This window comes from Desulfocicer niacini (assembly GCF_054657595.1).
The window spans coordinates 1-20023 of sequence record NZ_BAAHYK010000015.1 but is presented as its reverse complement, the minus strand read 5'-3'; the positions used below and the strand labels follow the sequence as shown (position 1 = coordinate 20023).

15 protein-coding genes are annotated in these 20023 nt (G+C 48.6%); 8 read left to right on the top strand and 7 right to left on the bottom strand.

Annotation, left to right across the window (positions count from 1 at the left end; all coding sequences use genetic code 11):
- Positions 1-163: 163 nt before the first annotated feature.
- The gene (locus tag ACYQ2M_RS09725) at positions 164-1219 is read right to left on the bottom strand and encodes a TRAP transporter substrate-binding protein (protein WP_459916142.1); all 1056 of its coding nucleotides are present in this window, start codon (positions 1217-1219) and stop codon (positions 164-166) included.
- 956 nt (positions 1220-2175) lie between these two features.
- Between ACYQ2M_RS09725 and gabT the strand changes: the two genes are divergently transcribed.
- Both gabT and ACYQ2M_RS09715 read left to right on the top strand, forming a co-directional pair.
- Complete coding sequence (gene gabT / locus ACYQ2M_RS09720) at positions 2176-3483, top strand: 4-aminobutyrate--2-oxoglutarate transaminase (RefSeq protein WP_459916141.1); 1308 nt, start codon at positions 2176-2178, stop codon at positions 3481-3483.
- Between the two features lie 144 nt (positions 3484-3627).
- Positions 3628-5379 carry an aldehyde ferredoxin oxidoreductase family protein gene (locus ACYQ2M_RS09715; protein WP_459916140.1) on the top strand — a complete coding sequence of 584 codons (1752 nt, stop codon included), beginning with the start codon at positions 3628-3630 and terminating at the stop codon, positions 5377-5379.
- A gap of 69 nt (positions 5380-5448) precedes the next feature.
- On the opposite strand, the gene ACYQ2M_RS09710 is transcribed toward ACYQ2M_RS09715, so the two are convergent.
- The gene (locus ACYQ2M_RS09710; RefSeq protein ID WP_459916139.1) at positions 5449-7230 is read right to left on the bottom strand and encodes a sigma-54 interaction domain-containing protein; all 1782 of its coding nucleotides are present in this window, start codon (positions 7228-7230) and stop codon (positions 5449-5451) included.
- 220 nt (positions 7231-7450) lie between these two features.
- Here ACYQ2M_RS09710 and ACYQ2M_RS09705 point away from each other — a divergent pair, with 220 nt between their 5' ends.
- The gene (locus tag ACYQ2M_RS09705) at positions 7451-8224 is read left to right on the top strand and encodes an IclR family transcriptional regulator (RefSeq protein WP_459916138.1); all 774 of its coding nucleotides are present in this window, start codon (positions 7451-7453) and stop codon (positions 8222-8224) included.
- 344 nt (positions 8225-8568) lie between these two features.
- On the opposite strand, the gene ACYQ2M_RS09700 is transcribed toward ACYQ2M_RS09705, so the two are convergent.
- Positions 8569-9330, bottom strand: coding sequence for a CoA-transferase subunit beta (locus ACYQ2M_RS09700; protein ID WP_459916137.1), 762 nt, complete (start codon positions 9328-9330; stop codon positions 8569-8571).
- A 14-nt stretch (positions 9331-9344) separates the two neighbouring features.
- Entirely contained in the window at positions 9345-10322 is a 978-nt protein-coding gene (locus tag ACYQ2M_RS09695) for a CoA transferase subunit A (RefSeq protein WP_459916136.1), read from the bottom strand.
- 257 nt (positions 10323-10579) lie between these two features.
- Here ACYQ2M_RS09695 and ACYQ2M_RS09690 point away from each other — a divergent pair, with 257 nt between their 5' ends.
- The 3 genes from ACYQ2M_RS09690 (at position 10580) to ACYQ2M_RS09680 (ending at position 14144) form a co-directional block, all read left to right on the top strand.
- Positions 10580-12148: a sensor histidine kinase gene (locus ACYQ2M_RS09690; RefSeq protein ID WP_459916135.1), complete on the top strand. Its 1569-nt coding sequence runs from the start codon at positions 10580-10582 to the stop codon at positions 12146-12148.
- Positions 12135-13502, top strand: a complete 1368-nt coding sequence (locus ACYQ2M_RS09685) for a sigma-54-dependent transcriptional regulator (RefSeq protein ID WP_459916134.1) — start codon at positions 12135-12137, stop codon at positions 13500-13502. The genes ACYQ2M_RS09690 and ACYQ2M_RS09685 overlap by 14 nt, the downstream gene beginning before the upstream one ends.
- Before the next feature lie 72 nt (positions 13503-13574).
- On the top strand, positions 13575-14144 hold the full coding sequence (locus tag ACYQ2M_RS09680) for a matrixin family metalloprotease (protein ID WP_459916133.1): 570 nt from the start codon (positions 13575-13577) through the stop codon (positions 14142-14144).
- Positions 14145-14214: 70 nt separating this feature from the next.
- On the opposite strand, the gene ACYQ2M_RS09675 is transcribed toward ACYQ2M_RS09680, so the two are convergent.
- The 3 genes from ACYQ2M_RS09675 to ACYQ2M_RS09665 form a co-directional block, all read right to left on the bottom strand.
- Entirely contained in the window at positions 14215-15141 is a 927-nt protein-coding gene (locus ACYQ2M_RS09675; RefSeq protein WP_459916132.1) for a glycine cleavage system protein H, read from the bottom strand.
- Positions 15142-15396: 255 nt separating this feature from the next.
- Positions 15397-15879 (bottom strand): PaaI family thioesterase, encoded by a 483-nt coding sequence (locus ACYQ2M_RS09670; RefSeq protein ID WP_459916131.1) that lies wholly within the window; start codon positions 15877-15879, stop codon positions 15397-15399.
- Positions 15880-16052: 173 nt separating this feature from the next.
- On the bottom strand, positions 16053-16874 hold the full coding sequence (locus ACYQ2M_RS09665; protein ID WP_459916130.1) for a purine-nucleoside phosphorylase: 822 nt from the start codon (positions 16872-16874) through the stop codon (positions 16053-16055).
- A gap of 416 nt (positions 16875-17290) precedes the next feature.
- On the opposite strand from ACYQ2M_RS09665, the gene ACYQ2M_RS09660 reads away from it, so the two are divergent.
- Positions 17291-18778, top strand: coding sequence for an ATP-binding protein (locus ACYQ2M_RS09660; protein ID WP_459916129.1), 1488 nt, complete (start codon positions 17291-17293; stop codon positions 18776-18778).
- A 173-nt stretch (positions 18779-18951) separates the two neighbouring features.
- Positions 18952-20023, top strand: a 1072-nt coding sequence (locus ACYQ2M_RS09655) for a cytochrome c3 family protein (protein WP_459916128.1), incomplete at its 3' end; no start/stop codon positions are given.

The following is a 20023-nucleotide window of genomic DNA, read 5'->3' as shown; positions in this document are numbered from 1 at the left end:
CCAGAACCAGACGCTCTTTATGATATTCGTATGGAACATAGCTAGAGTAAGAGGTTAAAGATCAGACGATATATACGCTGGAGTATTTTCGGATATCGCGAGCGATATCCGGAAAAATCGTCATGTCAAGGCCATGGCGGACCTGCTGATCCACCCATGGACATTACAGGTCGTAACCTCTTTTCTTCAGGTCTTTCTTAACAAGCTTCAGGTATTGAGCAGACAGTTCGTCTTTGGCAAGTTCTTCATCCCACATGCCAACGGCGGTGCTGATCCATTTCTCAACTACATCCGGGGGAAGTTGAACATATTCTGCGCCCTGGGCCTCCATTTTTTCTTTAACCACCTTGTTTTCTGCGGCAAATAGTGCGGCTACATGGGTTGAACAGGCTTTGAGTTCTTTTTCAAAGGTTACCTGCAGGTTCTCAGGCAGCTCGTTCCATCGATCCTGGTTGATGATAACTTCACAGTTCTGTGCACCGGAGATATCGGGAACCGTTTGGTATTTTGCCACTTCAAAGGTCTTGGCAAGAAAGCTTTCCGTATGACTTCCACTGATTTCCGCATCAATGGTGCCCCGGGAAAGGGCTACATAAATTTCTGAAAAAGGGATGAAAACGGTGTTGATTCCCATTTTCTGGAAAGTCTTTGCGATGGAGCCCGAGGCCCTGACCTTGATTTTTTTTAAGTCTTCCCAGGTGTTGATGGGTTTTTTGGACACAATGGTGTAGCCGTCCATGACAAGGGGGGCGCCATAGAAGACATTTACCTTGGCATAGGCGTCCCGATAAAATTTTAGAACTTCTTCATCATAGATAAAGTCAAGAATCTGGTCCACACCCCGGGGATCGCCGGGCAGGGCAAAGGCTGTTGCTGCAACAGGTAGGATTCCACCATGGTAACACGAACAGGTGGTGCCCATGTCAATGGCACCATTGCCAACGGTTTCAAAGATGTTGGGGCCTTTTACCAGCGCACCGGAGGGAAGAATTTGAATATTAATCTGACCATCACTGTTTTTTTTAACGTTTTTTGCCATTTCCGTCACTGCCAGGGTGATGGGGTGATTTAATGAGAACATGTTCTGCATGGTGAATTTATGTGTCTTGGCGGCATGGGCATCGTCTGTAAAGCCTGTGCCAAAGCCGGTGATAATGATTGTGAGCACCATAATGAAAAGAATGTTTTTCAAAAAATCAAATTTGCTTCTTTTTAACATGCTGTTTTGTCTCCATTATACAATCTTTTGGTTAATGATCATCTCCTTTGCAGGGTATCTGGATGGGGGTAATATCTGAGGGATTATCAACTGACCCCCCGGTGTGCCCTGTTAGTCTGCAATGATCAATGCTATAGCATGCCTAAATATGCAAAGTTTATACCATATAAAATTGGGGCGGCAAATAGACTGTTTTTTTCTTCTCAAATTTTCATTGGTATATTCACAATGGGGGCTTGGGCACAGTATGGGCCACCTGTCGGTGGACCCACCACAAAGTGGCCCATACTGTGACCAAGCCCCACATTGGGAAGCAGGCTTATGATATCTGGGTGGGGTGATGTTTTTTATTTTGAGTCAAGTTTGTTGAAAGTGGCCTCAATAATACATGGCTGGTCTGGAAGGTGATTGCTTTTTGCAGTGATTTGTATGCAATAATGCATATAAAATTTTTCACCCTTACTCTTTTTGGCGGTTTATGTATTTTATGTTATGAATAAGGTAGCTGTAATCATTGACTATATCTTAAAAAGGATATTTATTTATGGGATTTTAATGCAAATGTGCATAAATATGCATTTATGCATTGTGAGGCATTGATTCGGGCAGTATATTGGAGATTCAGATTGCACTACAGCGACCTTTTGCCCGTTTCCTTAATTTTCGGTGCTGAAGGATTCATGGAAAGAAATACACCTTGGAAACCCCTGCAGAGGTGGTGAATCATGGAAGTGCAGCTTTAGTGATAACGCTTTTAGCTTTAAACATGCTGGCCTTGGCCAGAACATGGCTTACTTTGGGGTGAGTTCAAGCGGGGTGGGGCAGGCTTGCGTTATTGATTCTAGAATGTCAGCAATATGGCATATTTTTTGCTGTTTAAGTCATAAAGCAATACCAAACCCAAATCAAAGCGATAACCGCAATCGTATCATCAATTAGAATGGGAGATAAATAATATGAGTTCAGAGAAGCATGATCGTTTCATGACACTGCGTAAATCAAGCGTTCCCCAGGGACCTGCCAATATTACTCCGGCTGTTATAAGCCACGCCTCTGGTGCTGTCATGACCGATATTGACGGACGTGATTTCATCGATTTCGCCGGTGGGATTGGTGTCAATAATGTGGGCCATTGCCATCCTAAAGTTGTGGCTGCCATCAAGGATCAGGCTGAAAAATTTATTCATACCTGTTTTCATGTGGGTATGTATGATTCCTATGTGGAATTGGCTGACAAGCTCAATAAACTGGTTCCCGGCGATTTTGAAAAGATGACCATGTTTGCCAACAGTGGAGCAGAAGCCGTTGAAAATGCAGTCAAAATTGCAAGATATGCCACTAAAAGGCCTGCCGTTATCTGCTTTGAAAATGGCTTTCATGGCAGAACGCTTCTCACCATGTCCCTGACCAGTAAGGTGAAACCTTATAAATACGGGTTTGGTCCCTTTGCACCGGAAGTGTATCGCATGCCCTATCCCTATTGTTATCGCTGCCCCTTTGGGTTAACCCACCCGAAATGCAACACCTATTGTGCAGATTATCTTGAAGATTTCTTTATCAGCAATGTGAACCCCGAGTCCACGGCAGCCATCATTGCCGAGCCCATCCAGGGAGAAGGGGGGTTTGTGACACCCCCTCCGGAATATTTTCCGAAGCTGTCCCAGCTGTGCAAAAAATACGGTATTATGCTCATAATTGATGAGGTCCAGGCAGGAGCCGGTCGTACCGGTAAGTTTCTGGCCATTGAGCACTGGGGCATTGAGCCGGATCTGGTTACCCAGGCCAAGAGCCTTGCCGGCGGTATGCCATTGAGTGCCGTCACCGGTCGAAAGGAAATCATGGATCTGCCCCACATTGGTGGTCTTGGCGGTACCTACAGCGGTAACCCCATTTCCTGCAGGGCTGCCCTTGCCGTTCTTGAAATTCTTTTTGAAGATAAACTCATGGAAAGGTCCAAAGCCCTTGGTGAAACCCTTTGGGATCGGTTTACCGCCATGCAGAAATCCCATGAAATCATCGGCGAAGTCCGAGGCAAGGGACCCATGCTGGCCCTGGAACTTGTTAAGGACAGAGAGACCAAAGCGCCGGCCACGGAACAGGCCAAAAAATTGACCCAGATCTGCTACGACAAGGGGCTTGTAGTGCTTTCCTGCGGTAACTACGGAAATGTCATCAGAACCCTGATGCCCTTTGTCATCACCGATGATCAGCTGGATAAGGGACTTGCCATTCTTGAAGAGAGTCTGGAAGAAGTCTGTAAGTAAATAAATATCCCGGGTTGTTTGCGCCTCCTTTGGGCGGCTGACCCCATTGGACTTGATCCCACAGCACGCTCATTGTGGCCGCTGGTGGGATCAGGCTCCTTTATGATTTAAGAAGACCGGCTTAACCGGATAAGGAATCCTCCCATGAAAGGTTTTTTCAAACGTCTCATCATCATAGATGTGACCCTTCAGGAAGTTATTGTAGAGCCCATTAAAGAGGACGTATTAAAAAAATATATGGGTGGCAAGGGCCTTGGAACCCGGCTGCTGCTGAACCATACCCCCCCCAGAGTGGACCCGCTTTCCCCTGATAACAGTTTTATCATGGGGCTTGGGCCTGCAACGGATAGCAGGCTGTACGGCAGTTGCAGGTATGGGATTTACACCAAATCTCCTCTTACCGGTTTTTATGGTGAATCCTATTCCGGAGGCAGTGTTGCCATTGCCATGAGCCGGACGGGATATGACTTTGTTATTCTGAAAGGTGCCTCTACCCATCCCGTGTGGCTGGAGATTTCAGACACCGATGTAAAATTTCACAGAGCCGATGATCTCTGGGGAAAGGAAAGCTACGAAACCGAGGATATTGTTAAGGAACGATGTGGTGTCAAGGACTGCGGTGCATTAGTCATTGGACCCGCCGGAGAAAACCTGGTGCGGTTTGCCGTGGTGGAAAACGATTACTGGCGTTCAGCGGGCCGGTGCGGCATGGGTGCGGTTCTGGGCTCTAAAAAAGTAAAGGCCCTGGTGTTCCATGGGAGTACCCGTAGAGAATTCCATGATCCGGATAAAATCAAACAATATTCAAAAAACATGCTCCAGGAACTTAAAGGCCATGCGGCCACCACCATTTATAGGACCCAGGGAACCCCTGTGATGGTGGCAGGCTTGAACAATGCCGGCGCTTTTCCCACCAAGTATTGGTCCATGGGAAAATGCGAGCACTGGGAAAAGATCAATGCCCAGAGCATGAAAGAACGTCTGGACCCCAAACCCAGATCCTGCAAAACCTGTTTCATGGGTTGCGGTAAATTTGTCACTGTCAAGGAAGGACGTCATAAGGGGCTTCAGATCGAAGGGCCGGAGTACGAAACCATTTATGCCTTTGGGGGCCTTTGCATGATTGACAGAATTGAGGATATTGTGTGGCTCAATGATATCTGTGATCGTCTGGGCATGGATACCATGAGCGCCGGTAACCTTGCGGCCCTTGCCATTGAAGCCTCCCAGCGGGGTAAGATCAAGGAAGATCTTCCCTATGGGGATGCCGAAGTGGTGGCGGACCTTCTACATAAGATTGCGCGCAGGGAAGGTCTTGGCGGACTCATTGCAGACGGCATTAAAATTGCCGCTGCGGAACTGGATATGGAAGACGTGGCTATCCATGTTAAGGGACTTGAACCCGCAGGATATGATCCCAGAGTGTTAAAGGGCATGGGGCTTGCCTATGCCATCAGTCCCCGGGGAGCATGTCATTTGAGAAGTACCTTTTATAAGCCTGAGCTGGCGGGCATGATTGATCCCGATCAAATTGAAGACAAGGCTGAAATGTTCCTTGATTTTGAAGATCGGTGCACCCTTTTTGACGCCATTATCTTTTGCCGGTTTTACAGGGATTTCTATACCTGGGAGGAGCTGGCATCTGTCTTTGAAATGACCACCGGGGAAGTGCTTTCCAAGGAGGATCTCAAGGCCATGGCCGCCCGTATCACCGATGACACCAGACGGTTTAATATCAGAGAGGGGCTTACCCTTAAAGATGATCGGTTGCCCCGGCGTTTTTTGAAAGAAACACTTGAAACCGGCAAGGGCATAACCGAAGCGGACATGGATTATCTGGTACAGGATTATTATAAGCTCAGGGGATGGGATACAAAGGGCGTTCCTTTGACTTAAATGGTCCCGTTAACTATGATAAATAGATCATATTGTGATAAAACCGGAAAAATGAAAATACGTCTCCCATCAGATCAGTAGATGTTTTTTCAGTTTCCGGGCCACAGTGGATTGGTTTAATCCAAGGGACTCAGCCATTTTGGCCTGGGTCCCGTGGAAAGACAGGGCCTTTTCAAGAATTTCTTTTTCAATGGCATCCACCCTTTCTTTAAGGGTCTGTCCCGGATACCACACCTCCGCCTCCGAAGGTGCGGGGAAAAGGCTTTCACGAATACTTGCGGGCAGATCTTCAAGGCGGACATGCCCGTCATGGGACATTACCACCATTCGTTCACAGATGTTGATCATCTCCCTTACATTTCCCGGGTAATTGTACTCCAGCAGGGCGGACAGGGCTTTCCGGGAAAGCATAACCTCTTTTTTATTGTATCGTCGTCGAAATTGATCCGTAAAATGGTTGATCAGGGGTAAAATGCAATTTCGTCGATTGCGCAGTGGCGGCAGGGTCAGCGGAATGACGTTGAGGCGATAGAAGAGGTCACTTCTGAACTGTTCCTGGGCCACCATTTCTTTTAGATTTCGATTGGTGGCGGCAATGATTCTTACATCAACGGTTTTACTGGCGGTGCCGCCCACCCGGCTGATCAGCCCGTCTTCCAGAAACCGTAGCAGTTTGACCTGGGAGGAAAGGGGCAGTTCTGCGATTTCGTCCAGGAAAATAATACCTTTGTGGGCCATTTCAAATTTACCGGCTTTACCCGTTTTGCCGGCACCGGTGAAGGCTCCTTTTTCGTAGCCGAACAGCTCACTTTCCATCAGAGCTTCCGGAATGGACCCGCAATTCAGTTTTATCATGGGGTTGTTTTTCCGGGGGGAATATTTGTGAATGAGATCGGCCAGTAGCCCTTTTCCGGTTCCGGATTCTCCCAGGAGCAGCACCGTGGAATCCACCGTGCCAAGTTTCACAGCCTGTTGAATGATGTTTACATATTCAGGAGTTATGGCAATTATCTGGCGGGATTCCATTTCTTCAATCTGCATTTCCAAAAGATCCTGGCGATACTGATTGTTCAGAGCTTCTTTTTCATCCAGCTCTTTTTGAAGGGCTTTTATTTCGGTGATATCCCTTTCATTGACCACCACTCGGAACAGTTTGCCCTGGGCATCGAAAATAGGGTTGCCCGTTAAAAAAAGTTCCTTTCCATGGCTGGTCTTTTGAAGAATATTGACCTTTTTTTTTGTTTTAAGTACTTCAAGGGTAACGGATTGGTTGATTAGCCCTTCCTTCACCAGTTCCCTCATGTTCCTTCCCACCATGTCCTCTGATTTGACATTGGTCATATATTCCGAAGCCGGGTTGATTTTTAAAATAATGCCGTCTCCGTCACAAATCCACAGGCCATCGTTGCTGGAGTCAATGATGGAGTCAAGTTCCATGGAGAGTTTCTGAAAGGATTCCATCTGGGAGATGACCTGCTCCATTTTCGTCATATCTTCAAAAATACAAAAAATTCCAAGGAGGCTGCCCTGGTGGCGTATGGGATTTAAAAGAACCGAATATCGGACATTTTTTTTGGTGATATCAAGTCCTTTTACGGTTTTTCCGGAGATTAATACCCGGTTTGCGGGTTCGGACAGTTCTGGCAGGGTGGTGGCCACCATGGCCCCCGGAAACAGGTCCAGGCCGCCCTGGGCAATTCGATTTGAAATCATGATTTTCAGGGACATGTCAAGGGCGGCAATGCCGTTGGGTGAAGCATTTAAAAGGGCTTTGCTGAACTGTTTCCAGTCCAGGGCCTGCTGATCTTCCTTTCCATTATTCCAGTAAAGCTGATCTGTTTTGAAATTCATTCCCAAGTCTCCTGCTTTTTTAACTTTAAAAGAGGAAGGACTCCGGGACCTCCCTTTTCCCAGATCAGACTAAGCATATCTGTCTGGAATTGCAAGTCCCATGATGGGACAATGAAGTCATGCTTGTGTGGTTATCAATCAAGCCAAAAAAATCTCATCATTGAGTTGACATCTTCATTCTGGTATGAGATTTTCGGTTAAAAAAACAGTGTTTGACAATATGAAACAAAATGATGAAAAAAAATATAATGCCATTGAGAAAGCTATACTGACCCTGCTGGCATTCCGTGAAGATAAATCCAGCTGGGGGGTGCGGGAGTTGAGCCAGGAACTGGGGTTCAGCCCGGCAACGGTGCAGCGAATTCTGCAGACGTACAAGACCTATGGGTTTGTCAATCAGGATGCAGTTACACGCCAGTACCATCTGGGGAATATTTTTTATAGGTTTATTGAGCCCCTTCAACAGGTGAATCAAGTCACCCGGGGGGCCCGGGAATACATGGAGCAGGTGGCATCGGAAACAAGGGAGACTGTTCATTTAAATATCCTTGAGGACGGCCACCGCATCTGCATTGATACCATGGAATCTCCCATGCCGCTTCGGGCCGGCATGCCCCTGGGGCACCGATCACCCCTTCATGCCGGGGCCTCGGCCAAATGTCTTCTGGCCTTTTCTTCCCAGGAGTTTATTGACACTTATCTGGCATCGGCGCAACTTACCAGATTGACGGAAAATACCCTGGTTGATGTTTTTTCCATGGAATCTGAAATTTCCCGAATCCGCTCCCAAGGCTACGCCGAGAGTCTTGGGGAAAGAACCCCGGGCCTGGGATCTTTGAGTGCCCCGGTGATGAATCACCAGGGAAAAATAATTGCAAGCCTGAGCCTTGCCCTGCCAGAGATTCGATTTTCCCAGGCAGATCATCGGCACAAGTGCATTGATTCATTGATGGCGGCAGCCCGTTCTTTTTCTTCTGCGCTTGGTCATGGATGAATAAGACAGCCACCGACACAACGAATATTGAAAATGGCAATATGCCTCCCCCAACGGCGGTCTGGCCCGGGACCGTCGGCAGCCCTTTTGCCCTGCCGGTCTATAAGCGCAGGAAGTGCGGGCAAGTTTGTCCTCAAACAGCCTGCGCTTCTTAACGCCCGGCAGGTCGTACCGGACCGGCCGCCCGTTTGGGGCTCTGTTGTCGCTACTTTGAGGCAGTGTTTTCCTATAAAACCATTATGTTGGCCCGCCGACATAATGAAGAATAAAAAAGCAGTTGCTGTTAGCACCCAGCACCTGCTTTTTATATAAAAATCATATATTAGAACCCCGCCCAGAAAGATTTACAGAATCAGGCGCTGGTGGTCACATTTTTCCCTTAACAGGGTCAACTCTTCGGGGGTGGGAGGAGTGGCTTCCACTGCCAGGGAAGTGTCCACGCTGAACTCCATTCGTTCCTGAATCATTTCCGGGGTAATACCGGGATAATATGCCGACAGATACATCTCTTTGGTGGTGTCATGGAATCTCATCACCCCCATGTTGGTGATCACCATTACAGGGCCGCCCGGGGGAAATCCTGCTTTTTCCCGGGCCCCGGGACCATCGAGATACCCGGGGCTGGTTAGATAATCAAGCTTATTTACAAATTTTCGTTTTTCATGCTGCATGAAAATGATGCTTCTGGGAACAAAAGAAGCCATGTCGCATCCGCCACCGCTGCCGGAAAAACGGGTTTTCGGGGAGTGGTAATCTCCGATTACCGTGGAGTTCAGGTTGCCGAACTTATCCACCTGGGCAGCACCGAGGATGCCCAGCACATGCTTGCCGGTGATGGGGTTCTGCATGGTGGCAAAGGCATCCAGAAGTCCGCCGTTGGCCGATGAATAGTACATCACCCGGGGATCTCCCACGGCCAGAGGGATTTCTTCAAGTTTTGAATCAATGGCACCGGTTTCAAAAAAAATCACGCTTTCCGGGGCGTTGATATTTTTGGCTGCCATGGCCGCCAGCATGGAGATACCCGTCCCGCAGAACACGATATCCTCGTTTTTAATTTCCCTTGCGGCGGTGATGGCCATCATCTCTTTTAATGTGTATTCCATTGGGGATTCCTTCATCATTTACGGTCCAGATTTCTGGCATAACCGGTTATGGGATCAGCGGCAATGGCGGCCATTTGTTCCGGGCCCGCCTTGGCAATGAGGTCCTGGTGGGTTTCGCATCCATGGACCATTTCTTCAAGATATGCTCTGTGGGTCACGTCGTCCTTGGCCTTTTGTCCATAGGCTTTAAGATACTGGGGGGCATAATCATAGTAATGATAGCATGCCGTGGGAAAGGCTCCATGGGGCACATGGACAACGGCATCTACATGGATAAAGGGGATCTGGTTCTGGTCGGAATTGGTTTTTAATTCACCATTGTCGCAGAGCTCTTCACAGGTGACGATGAGGTGTTTCGCCGACTTTGCCTGTTCTGCATCGGCAAAGGTCAACCCCTGAATCCGGCAGTTGCCCCGTCGGTCGGCTTTCTGAACGTGTATAATAGTGACATCGGTCTGGATGGCCGGCACCAGTACCACTTTTTCGGTGTCCATCCACCCTGAAAAGGGATTGTCCATGGTGACGACTTTCTCATCGGGAAGTTTAGCTGCATTTTGTCGCATTTCCGGTGAAAACCCCCATTTGCTGATAATATCGGTTCCCATGGAGGACCGGCAGGGAAGAAAGGGAACTCCCATGGACCCGGCCAGAAACCGCAGGGTCATCTGATAATTGGTGTAGTCCTCCACCTGAATTTGCCTTTTTTCCACGGCTTTGCGAAATCGGATGCAGGTGGAGGCAAATTTACCGTTCCCCCCATAGGCGATTTCCAGGCGTGATACACAGCCCCCCCCAATGAGTTCATCTACACCCTGGCCGTTGGAATGAGCGTAAAGATGAATGTTTTTAACCTTTTGCCGGATGATTTCGTAAACGGCAGCCATGGGATTCCGGTTGATGGTAAATCCGCCTATGGAAAGGTGACAGTTGTCTTTTACATAGGTGCTCACAGCCGTTTTAAGGTCCATGACCTTGTCTTGTTTTAAATTCATGCTGTATGACGTCCTTGTTTGTTTTGTATAGTGAAACGCTGTTTTATATAATAGTACCTATAAACACATGCGTTCTTTCATGTCAAGTCGAACCTGCTATTATCTCCAATTTTTATGGGACAACGAGGCCAGGCTTGTGTTATTGTGCTTTTATCAGCCCCAGAAGATTTTAAACAAAAGGGTCAATTACTCAAACTTGATCCTGCTTCAGGGTGGCCAGATATTGTGATCAGCTCCGAAAAAAATGAGGTATTGTCATGCCTTTTCGGGATGCAACTGCATTTCATACATTTAAAATTGCCATTGTGGGAGGTGGGCGGCGTTGCCTTTCCTTTCTCAAACTCCTTGAATTAAAAAAACTCAATCGCCTGAAGGTTGACATTGCAGGGGTGGCTGATGTCCACCCCCGGGCTGTGGGATGGCAGTATGCAAGGGATAAGGGGATATTTACCACCACCAGGTACCAGCAGCTTTTTGATATCCCAGGCCTTGAATTAATTTTGAACCTCACCGGAGATATGGATTTTTCCCATGAATTAAATGCCGCCACCCCGGAGGACCTTCCGGTTTTAAACCACATAGCCTCCCGGCTGTTCCAGGAAATTGTGCAGGACGTGTTTAGCTCCACCCAACAGATTGCCCAGCAAAGAGAAGCCTTGAGCCTGAATCATTCCTTTATCCAGGCCCTGGCAGAGGTTACGGTGGTGGGGGCCATGGTCATTGACATCCAATATAAAGTGGTGTGGGTCAATGAATCGGCACTGAAAAAGATCGGATTACGAAAATCCGAGGTTCTGGGGCGTTATTGCTTCCAGATTTCTCATAATGCCATCACCCCATGTGACAGCCCCGACTGCCCCTGTCCCATGAAAGAAACCTTGAAAACAGGGCAATCTGCCCATGCCATTCACGAACATATCCTCCATGAGCAGGCAAGATATTGCGATGTGACCACCTTCCCCATTTTTAATGACAAGGGGGATGTGGCCCAGGTACTGGAGGTTGTCAGGGATATCACCGCAGAAATGAACGACCGGCTGGATCACCGGACCCGGGCCATTAAAAATGACCTGGCGCGGTTGGTGCACGAGGATAAGATTATTTCACTTGGTAAAATGGTGGCCTCCGTGGCTCATGAGATCAATAATCCCATCGGCTCTATTATAAATTTTAACAAACTGATTCTAAAGATTCTTGAGGAAGGAAAACCCACGGACAATGACCTTGATGATTTTAAACGATATCTTCATTTAACCATCCGTGAAGCCCAGCGATGCGGTAAAATTGTGAATAATCTGCTTTCCTTTTCCCGGCAGCAGCAGATAGAAACCAAAACAATTGACTTAAAGGAAATGTTTCATCGTATCATTGCCCTGACCCAGCATAAAATGACCCTGTCAAATATTGATCTGCACCTTGATGTGGAGACCACCTCCCTTGAAGTGATGGGGGATTATACCCAGATCCAGCAATGCTTTACTAATTTTGTGTTCAATGCCATGGAGGCCATGCCCCGGGGTGGCAGTCTTAGCATCAAGGCAGGTATCAACAACATTCCACCGGGGGTATGGGTAACTGTGACCGATACAGGTGTGGGCATTCCCCGGGAAAATATGGATAGAATTTTTGAGCCGTTTTTTTCCACCAAAACCCAGGTCAGCGGGGTGGGGCTGGGGCTTGCCATGGTGCATGGCATCATCACTGCCCACAAAGGGCACATCGCCGTGGAAAGTGAGGTGAATAAGGGAACCACTTTTCGTATCATCTTGCCAGCACCCGGCATTGAAACAGAATTAGGGGTGGAGGAGGACCATGAACGCCTTTAATATTTTAATTGTTGATGATGAAGAGGCCATGCGTGAATCGCTGTCTGCCTGGCTGATGCGGGAAGGCTACCGCATAAAAACGGCGGGTTCGGGCAGGGATGCCCTTGATTGCCTTGAAAAACATTCCTGTGAACTGGTGCTGGTGGATATGCGCATGCCCGGTATGGATGGGCTTGAGCTCCTTGAAGAAATTAAAACGGCCCATCCCGGAACCATGGTGGTGATGATTACTGCCTATGGCTCCATAGAATCGGCCATCAAGGCCATGAAGCAGGGGGCCAGCGATTACCTTCTAAAACCCTTTGATCCGGAACAGCTCATTCTCTTGATTGAAAAGCTTTCCGCCCAAAAGGCCCTGAAAGATGAAAATGAACATCTGCGTACCCGTTTGAGTCAGCAGGATGAAATCTGGATGGAAGATCTTTTGGGGCAAAGCCAGGCCATGCGGACGGTTTTCCAGCAGATTGAAGACATTGCCCAGACCAATGCACCGGTTTTCATCACCGGAGAAACCGGCACCGGCAAGGAACTTGTGGCCCGGGCCATCCATTCCCGCAGTAAAAGACTTTTTTCTCCGTTTGTGGCCATCAACTGTGGCGCGGTCAGCCAGACCTTGCTTGAAAGTGAATTGTTTGGTCATGAACGGGGGGCCTTCACCGGTGCCACCCAGGTGAGAAGAGGGCGCATTGAACTTGCCCACACTGGTACCTTGTTTCTGGATGAGGTGGGGGAAATATCTCCCCGGATGCAGGTGACGCTTTTAAGGGTGCTGGAAAAAAACACCTTTTTCAGACTGGGGGGAAGCCGGGAGATTGAAAGTGACTTTCGACTGATCTGCGCCACCCATCGGGATATTCCCGCCCTGATTGCCACCAGTGATTTTCGCCAGGATTTTTATTTCAGGATAAATGTGATTAATATTCATATTCCACCGTTGCGGGACCGGGTGGATGATATCTCCTTGCTTGCTCTTCATTTTCTGGGAAAATTTTCAAGGGAAATGGGAAAGTCCGTTGAGGGACTTTCCCCGGAGGCCTTTGCTCTGTTAAATGCCTATGACTGGCCAGGGAACGTTCGTGAACTGAAAAATGTCATGGAAAGGGCTGTGGTACTGACTAAAACGCCACTTATAAAAAAGGAGCTTTTAACATTTATCAGACCCGAAGAGCATCCGACATCAGGCCCAGGCATGACCAGCCATTCCGGCGCTGCTTTAAGTGAAGTGGAGGCAAGTCATATCAGACATATGCTTGGTGCATGTGATTGGAACATTTCCCGGTGCGCGGACATGCTTCACATCGACCGGGGCACCCTTTCCAGGAAAATTAAAAAATATGGACTTAAAAATCAATGATATCGTTCCGGGGATGTATCACAACACAGCAGGGGAAGGGACGGCTTTCCCAATGGCAGAAAAAAACGGGGCTTGATCATCATCGACACACCGCTGCCTGATATATATCTTCCCCATGGGCCGGGGCACATCGTTGTGATTCCTCTGGGAGAGGTGGATGCAGTGGCGGTGCGGGTGGTTGCTGCCAACATACAGGCGGTTTTTGATGTTGCCACGGATGTGTCTTTGCCATGGCCTGAGCCTGCATCTGCGCTGTTTCCCACCCGGAATCAGTACAATGCCGCCCATATCATTAAGACCCTAGGTGCCGGTGTTCAGGGCTCCATGAAGCGCATGGGAATTATGGCCGGAGATATCAGTCTGCCCTTTTTGACCCATGTTTTTGGGGAGGCATACATCGGGGGCCAGGCGGCAGTTATTTCCACATACCGCCTGCAACTTCCCCGTAACGGAGTTATGCCCGGAAAATCACATGTTTACCAACGCCTGGCCAAAATTGCCATACATGAAACCGGCCATCTTCTGGGCCTGTCCCATTGCCATAGCCCCAAGTGTATCATGAATTTTTCCGTGGGACTGGATAAGCTTGATACCCTGGACCTTGCCTTTTGCCATCATTGCAGGATTGCCCTGGGACGATGAAAGGCAGGGGGCTTAACGGCTCTGGCAGACCTTGTGAGTAAGCTCATAAAAAAAACTTAATTATCGAGTATTATCCCGTTAAAAGAAATGCCTTCACCAGCCTGTCCCACCCCAGTTCCGGCATATGTCCATAAATATCGCTAATGGCACGGCCGCCGGTTGCCGCCAGTTTGTAATCAGTATCATCACAGACAAGGGCTGCCAGGCGGCTGCTTTCTTCCTCCATCCAGGCCATACTCTCCTGTCCGAAAATCAGATTCTTTAAATTCATTTTGAGCCTTGTGGGTTCAATGACCATCAGCCATCCCTGACCATAGGGGTCCCGGGCTGCCATTTCTGCCCGTTTTAACCCATGGGGATTTACGGCAAGCACAATGCCCTCCATGGGGCTCAATGCCTCGGCTTTTAAATGGCCCCTGCCAAGGCCCATGGCCGGTTGCCCCTGGTGAACGGTACTGCCAAGAGACGGTAAATCAAGGGTGTCCAGTGCTCCCAGTAATCGCATGGAAAAATCATCCATGCCCATGCGAACACGTCCCCCATACTCAATGCGGGCCCATGTGTGGCCACGATGGTAGTAGTATTTCTTGGCAAGGTAAAATCCGCCGGCATGCTCCTGGTCCACAGGGGCTGCGTCAAGACATGCGATTTCTTCTTCCATCAACTGATGGTAGGTACAGGTGGCGCAATCGTAATTGTGCACGCAGTATTTATACGATACCCTGCCGGACAGCATGTGTCTGCATTTGCAATCAACGGGGATCTGCATATCTGTTTCACCGGAAGAAATTCGTGGGGACCATGGCTGTTTCCTGGACAGAGTTTTATCCATGAGGCGCTCCTGCATTTTTGCGTCCAGGGGGCAGTCTGTACAATTAAAGGCATTCATGCAGGGGAAGGGGGCCATTAGGCCTGCTTTTGACCAGACACACTGGTTGGAAGTCATGTCAAAGACCATGGGGCCGTGCTTGGATTTCATGTTTGTTGTTGATTTCATTGTGTACCTCCCTTGGATGAAAAAAATATCTCCTTGACTTGATCATCGCGTTGGGCTTGGTCAGAGCATGGATCATGACGGGTGGCCCATGTTGTGACCAAGCCCATCGCGTTTAATCAGGGTTTGCCTATAATTATTACAAAAATCAGGCCAGGAATAAAAAAAATGATCAGCAGCTAATAACAATCAACGGTTATAGGGGGGGGATCCGTTTTCAGATGAAGCATTGCAACATCATATTGGCACGGGACTGCTTCATTTTGCCCCGGGACTGCTGCAGGATGCCGCATCAAATTGGACTGCCTGGCCTGCAAGGATGTCTTTGGGTTCCAGAATCATCATACGTACACGGCCCGATGCAGCCAGACGATCCTGGTTGTCGTAGATGCGGGTTTCCCAGACATGGGTTCTTCTGCCCCGGGCCAGGGGCACAGCAATACATTTCAGGATTCCAGAACGCACGGCCCGAAGAAAGGTGGTGGTGTTTTCCAGACCCACGGCGTTTTTTTGTTCTCCCATGACATTGATGACAGCCCCCACACTGCACATGCTTTCGGAAATGGCGGCATATACGCCGCCATGGACGATGCCGTAAATCTGGTGATGTTTTTTTGAAACTTCAAGTTCCGCCACCAGGCGGTCCAGGGTAACATCGGTAAATTGTAGTCCCAGTACCTCATTGAATCCGCCTGCGTTATCATTGAGCATCTGGATAATATTTTCAGGTAGTTTTCCCATAGATTGTCTTTTTCTCCTGTGAATTGTGTGACGCGATGTTCAAGTGCTTTATGCCGATTTTACGAGAAGGCGTTTAGATTTGGGATGTGGGGGTATCGACCAAAGCCGGGACGAACCTGAAACGTGATTGAAAATGTCCATAACGTAAGCCTGACCCCTCCCCGTTACGGCTTTCAAAGTCTTGAAACCACACCGGAAAGCATCGTGCTCAGATTGTCCGAGGCTTTTTCCGCCGTATGAATAATTTCTTCCACCGTGGCTTTTTCCGGTGCATTGGGGTTGTTGATGTTGGTGATGGTGGCAAGGCCCAGTATTTTCATGCCGGCATGAACTCCGGCAATGGCCTCCATCACCGTGGAAAAACCAACGGCATCTGCACCGATGATTTTCAGGTAACGGGTTTCTGCCGGGGTTTCCAGGCTGGGCCCCATGAGACCTGCATATACCCCCTGCCTTAATGGGATGCCTGCTGCGGTGGCTGTTTTTTGGGCAAGTTCAGAAAGGGATGTGTCATATACTTTTGTCATGTCCGGAAACCGGATTCCCCAATTATCATTATTGGGGCCCCTTAAAGGGTTTTTTCCGGTAAGGTTGATGTGATCCGTGATGAGCATGATTTCGCCGGGTGAAAAATCAAGGTTGATGCCCCCTGCTGCATTGCTGATAATCAGATATTCAACCCCCAGTTCCTGCATGACCCTCACCGGGAAGGTCACCTGAGCCGGGGAATATCCTTCATACAAATGAAATCTTCCCTGCATGGCCATGATGGGAGAGCCGGAAAGGGAGCCAAAAAGCAGCTGGCCGGTGTGACTTTCCACTGTGGATATCGGGAAATTGGGAATCTGGGCATAGGGAAGGCAGGTTGTAACGGCAATATCCCTGGTGCTGCCGCCAAGGCCCGTTCCGGTGAGAAAGCCCACACGGGGTGCGGTCTGAAAGTGTTTTTCGATGAAGGTGGCGGTCTGTTTGATATGGGTTTTGTTTGGTTGCATATCTTCTTTTCCTGGTATATGGTGTGCAGTCATACCCGTGTGCCGGATCTGCCCGGGCGTCAAAGGTTCAAGGTGGTTGCCGTGAATGGTAGTAGCAGATTCCGGGAGGGGGCTCAAGGGAATTCATGACGTTTTGATGGGGGACACAGAATGTTCAATCTGATTTGTAAAAATATAACGTATGAGATAAGATGAATTTCACGGAGCATAAGAAATATTTTTTTGTTTGTGTTTCCGTGTGGCTTTCTGTTATTTTCTGGTTTTTTTTATACAGGACGTCTTTGAACCGGCATATATTTGCGTGGCCATCCACCCTGTTATTGTGTGGAATGGGTCTTTTTTCTTTTCTTTTTTTTATCTGGCGCTATCATCGGCTTAAAAGTGAAATGTACCTCTGGAAACAGGAAACGGAAAAATTGCGCCTTGCGGAAACCCTGTTTGGTAAGGTGTTTGATCTTAACCCCATCCAGACCATTATCGTGGATAAGAATGCCGGGATCATCATGCATAATTTTGCCGGTAAAAAAACCCATGGTGCGCTTCCGGCCATTGGAGATGTTCTATATAAAGATTATGCATCCAAGCATCAAGTGGACATGTATGGTGCATTGATCAGCTGCATCCGGAACAATGAACACCGGGAATTTTCAGAAATTAAATATAAGGAACGTTACCTGAATATTAATATTGCTCCCTTCAGCCATGGAGCCATTGTTACCCTTATTGATGTTACGGAAAGGCATTATCTGGCAGATGAACTGCACCAGGCCCGGAAGATGGAGGCCATCGGCACCCTGGCAGGAGGGGTGGCCCATGATTTTAATAATATTTTGAGTATAATTCTGGGAAACATGGAACTTGCTCTGGATGAGGTGCCCCGGTGGAGCCCTGCCAGGAAGAATCTCCAGGAAATCCAGACCGCCGGGCTACGGGCCCGGGAGGTGGTGCGTCAACTGCTAAGCTTCAGTCGCAAGACCCATGTGGCCAAAGTGGCGGTGGATATCCGTAAAATTGTCCATGAATCCGAAAATCTGCTTAGATCTTCCTTTCCGTCATCCATTAAAATAGTAACAAAGATACCAGGGGATCTTTTCCCCATAAAGGCAGATGCAACCCAGATTCAACAGATTGTCATCAATCTTTGCACCAATGCCGCCCATGCCATGGAGGCAATGGGTATTGGAACATTAACCATTGCCTTGAAAAATGTGGTTATGGAAGAGATGTCTGTGGTTGGGTTTGGTACCATGCCACCCGGGAAGTATGTGATGCTGCAGATCATCGACACCGGTCATGGCATTGACCCACTCATAAGTAAAAAATTATTTGACCCTTATTTTACCACAAAAGATGTTGGCAAAGGCACGGGCATGGGCCTTTTTGTGGTGCAGGGTATTGTGAAAAACCATGAGGGAGCTGTGCAGGTAGACAGCCTTCCGGGGCAGGGCGCCACTGTGAGTGTTTTTTTCCCGGCAACGGATGAGCAACCCATTGAGAGCCAAGACCAGAAATTACCGCTTGCCAGGGGGACAGAAACCGTTCTGGTGGTGGATGATGAAGTCTCCCTTGTAAATATTGCCCGTGCCATGCTAACCCCCTTGGGATATCAGGTGATGGGAACCACCTTTCCCCATGACGCCCTGAAATTGTTCCAGACGGATCCCATGGCAATTGATCTTGTTATCACCGACATGACCATGCCGTTTATGAGCGGGGAAGATCTTGCCCGCCAGATGATGAAAATACGTCCCCTGATTCCCATTATACTTTGCACGGGCATTTCCCGGAAAATTACCCGGGAACAATTACGGGAAATGGGTATTGTTAAATGTATTGAAAAGCCTCTGGATAGAGGGGTTTTGTCCAGCACGGTACGCCAGGTACTGGACCAGGTAACAGGGTAAAGTTGAGTTGTTAATTTAACAGAAATCTGCTATCACGTTTTTGGAACGTAACGCACGGTGGTGCGTGAAAGGTCATATAACAAAGTTTCTTCAGAGACGGACAAGTTAAAATGGCTCTGAACCAACAAATTAATTAATTGAAATTGTTTATTGAAAAAGACAGGAGGGGCTGAATGCGTGGTAAATTTGAAGGACAAAATCTACTTTTCATCGTTATGCTGGCGTTGATTGTACTGTTAAGTTATTGTTCCATTCCCCATAAGGATAAGACCCAGGATCCATGGGAAACAGCAAAGATAGAGCACATGAAACGCACTGCCGTACACCATGATGCGTCGGACAAAAAAGATTCAGCCCATGGTAAAACCCACGGGGATGCACCGGAAGTGGTTGAAACGGAAAAAATCTTGACTGAACCTGCCATGGAAGCCCCGGCTAAGATGGTGGCCCATGAAAAAGAAGTTGTTCATGAAGCGCCGGTGAAAGCCCATGAAGCCGAGGCCCAGACCCAGGCTGTAGAGCCGGTTGTCAAGGAGACCAAAGAACCGGTAACAGCAGAACCCGTTGCCCATGAAGCTGCTCCGGCAGTTGTGGATACTCCGGCCCCGGAGACTCCGGAAGAAGCAGCTCCGGCAGAGGCCGCTCCGGCGGAGGCTGCTCCTGCAGAAGTCGCTCCCGTTGCCCCGGCACCGGCAATAACCGGTGCTCCAGCCGATGTCATGGCCATGGAAAATGCCTCCTATCCCAAGCATAAAAAACCCATTGTTATCTTTACCCATAAGAAACATATGGAAGATTATGGCATTGCCTGTGGGGAGTGTCATCATGATGATGCCGGGCAGCCTCTGTCTGATTTGAAAATGGGAGATGATGTTGAGGCTTGTATTGCCTGCCATGCAGAGCCTGGTAAAGCACCGGGCAAGGTTGACAATAAAAAACTCACCAATGCAGAAAAACTTGAATACCACGCTGATGCCCTTCATCAGAACTGCATTGACTGCCACAAGGATTTTAATAAAAAGAACAATTCCAAGGCGGCACCTGCAAGCTGCAATGCCTGCCATGACAAAGATAAAACCATGCCTGTGGCAGCCCCTGCAGTGGCAGCAGCAAAAGTCCCTGCAGCGCCAGCAGTAGAAGTGACTCCGGCAGAAGCAGCAGCCCCAGCAGTAGAAGCTGCTCCGGCAGTAGAAGCCGCTCCAGTAGAAGAAGCTGCTCCGGCAGCAGAAGCCGCCCCGGCAGCAG

Coding starts and splice junctions, on each gene's coding strand:
- ACYQ2M_RS09710 (WP_459916139.1), bottom strand. CDS start 7,230: ATGAATTTCAAAACAGATCAGCTTTACTGGAATAATGGAAAGGAAGAT.
- ACYQ2M_RS09700 (WP_459916137.1), bottom strand. CDS start 9,330: ATGGAATACACATTAAAAGAGATGATGGCCATCACCGCCGCAAGGGAA.
- ACYQ2M_RS09670 (WP_459916131.1), bottom strand. CDS start 15,879: ATGGGAAAACTACCTGAAAATATTATCCAGATGCTCAATGATAACGCA.
- ACYQ2M_RS09685 (WP_459916134.1), top strand. CDS start 12,135: ATGAACGCCTTTAATATTTTAATTGTTGATGATGAAGAGGCCATGCGT.
- gabT (WP_459916141.1), top strand. CDS start 2,176: ATGAGTTCAGAGAAGCATGATCGTTTCATGACACTGCGTAAATCAAGC.
- ACYQ2M_RS09665 (WP_459916130.1), bottom strand. CDS start 16,874: ATGCAACCAAACAAAACCCATATCAAACAGACCGCCACCTTCATCGAA.
- ACYQ2M_RS09715 (WP_459916140.1), top strand. CDS start 3,628: ATGAAAGGTTTTTTCAAACGTCTCATCATCATAGATGTGACCCTTCAG.
- ACYQ2M_RS09675 (WP_459916132.1), bottom strand. CDS start 15,141: ATGAAATCAACAACAAACATGAAATCCAAGCACGGCCCCATGGTCTTT.
- ACYQ2M_RS09690 (WP_459916135.1), top strand. CDS start 10,580: ATGCCTTTTCGGGATGCAACTGCATTTCATACATTTAAAATTGCCATT.
- ACYQ2M_RS09705 (WP_459916138.1), top strand. CDS start 7,451: ATGAAACAAAATGATGAAAAAAAATATAATGCCATTGAGAAAGCTATA.
- ACYQ2M_RS09725 (WP_459916142.1), bottom strand. CDS start 1,219: ATGTTAAAAAGAAGCAAATTTGATTTTTTGAAAAACATTCTTTTCATT.
- ACYQ2M_RS09695 (WP_459916136.1), bottom strand. CDS start 10,322: ATGAATTTAAAACAAGACAAGGTCATGGACCTTAAAACGGCTGTGAGC.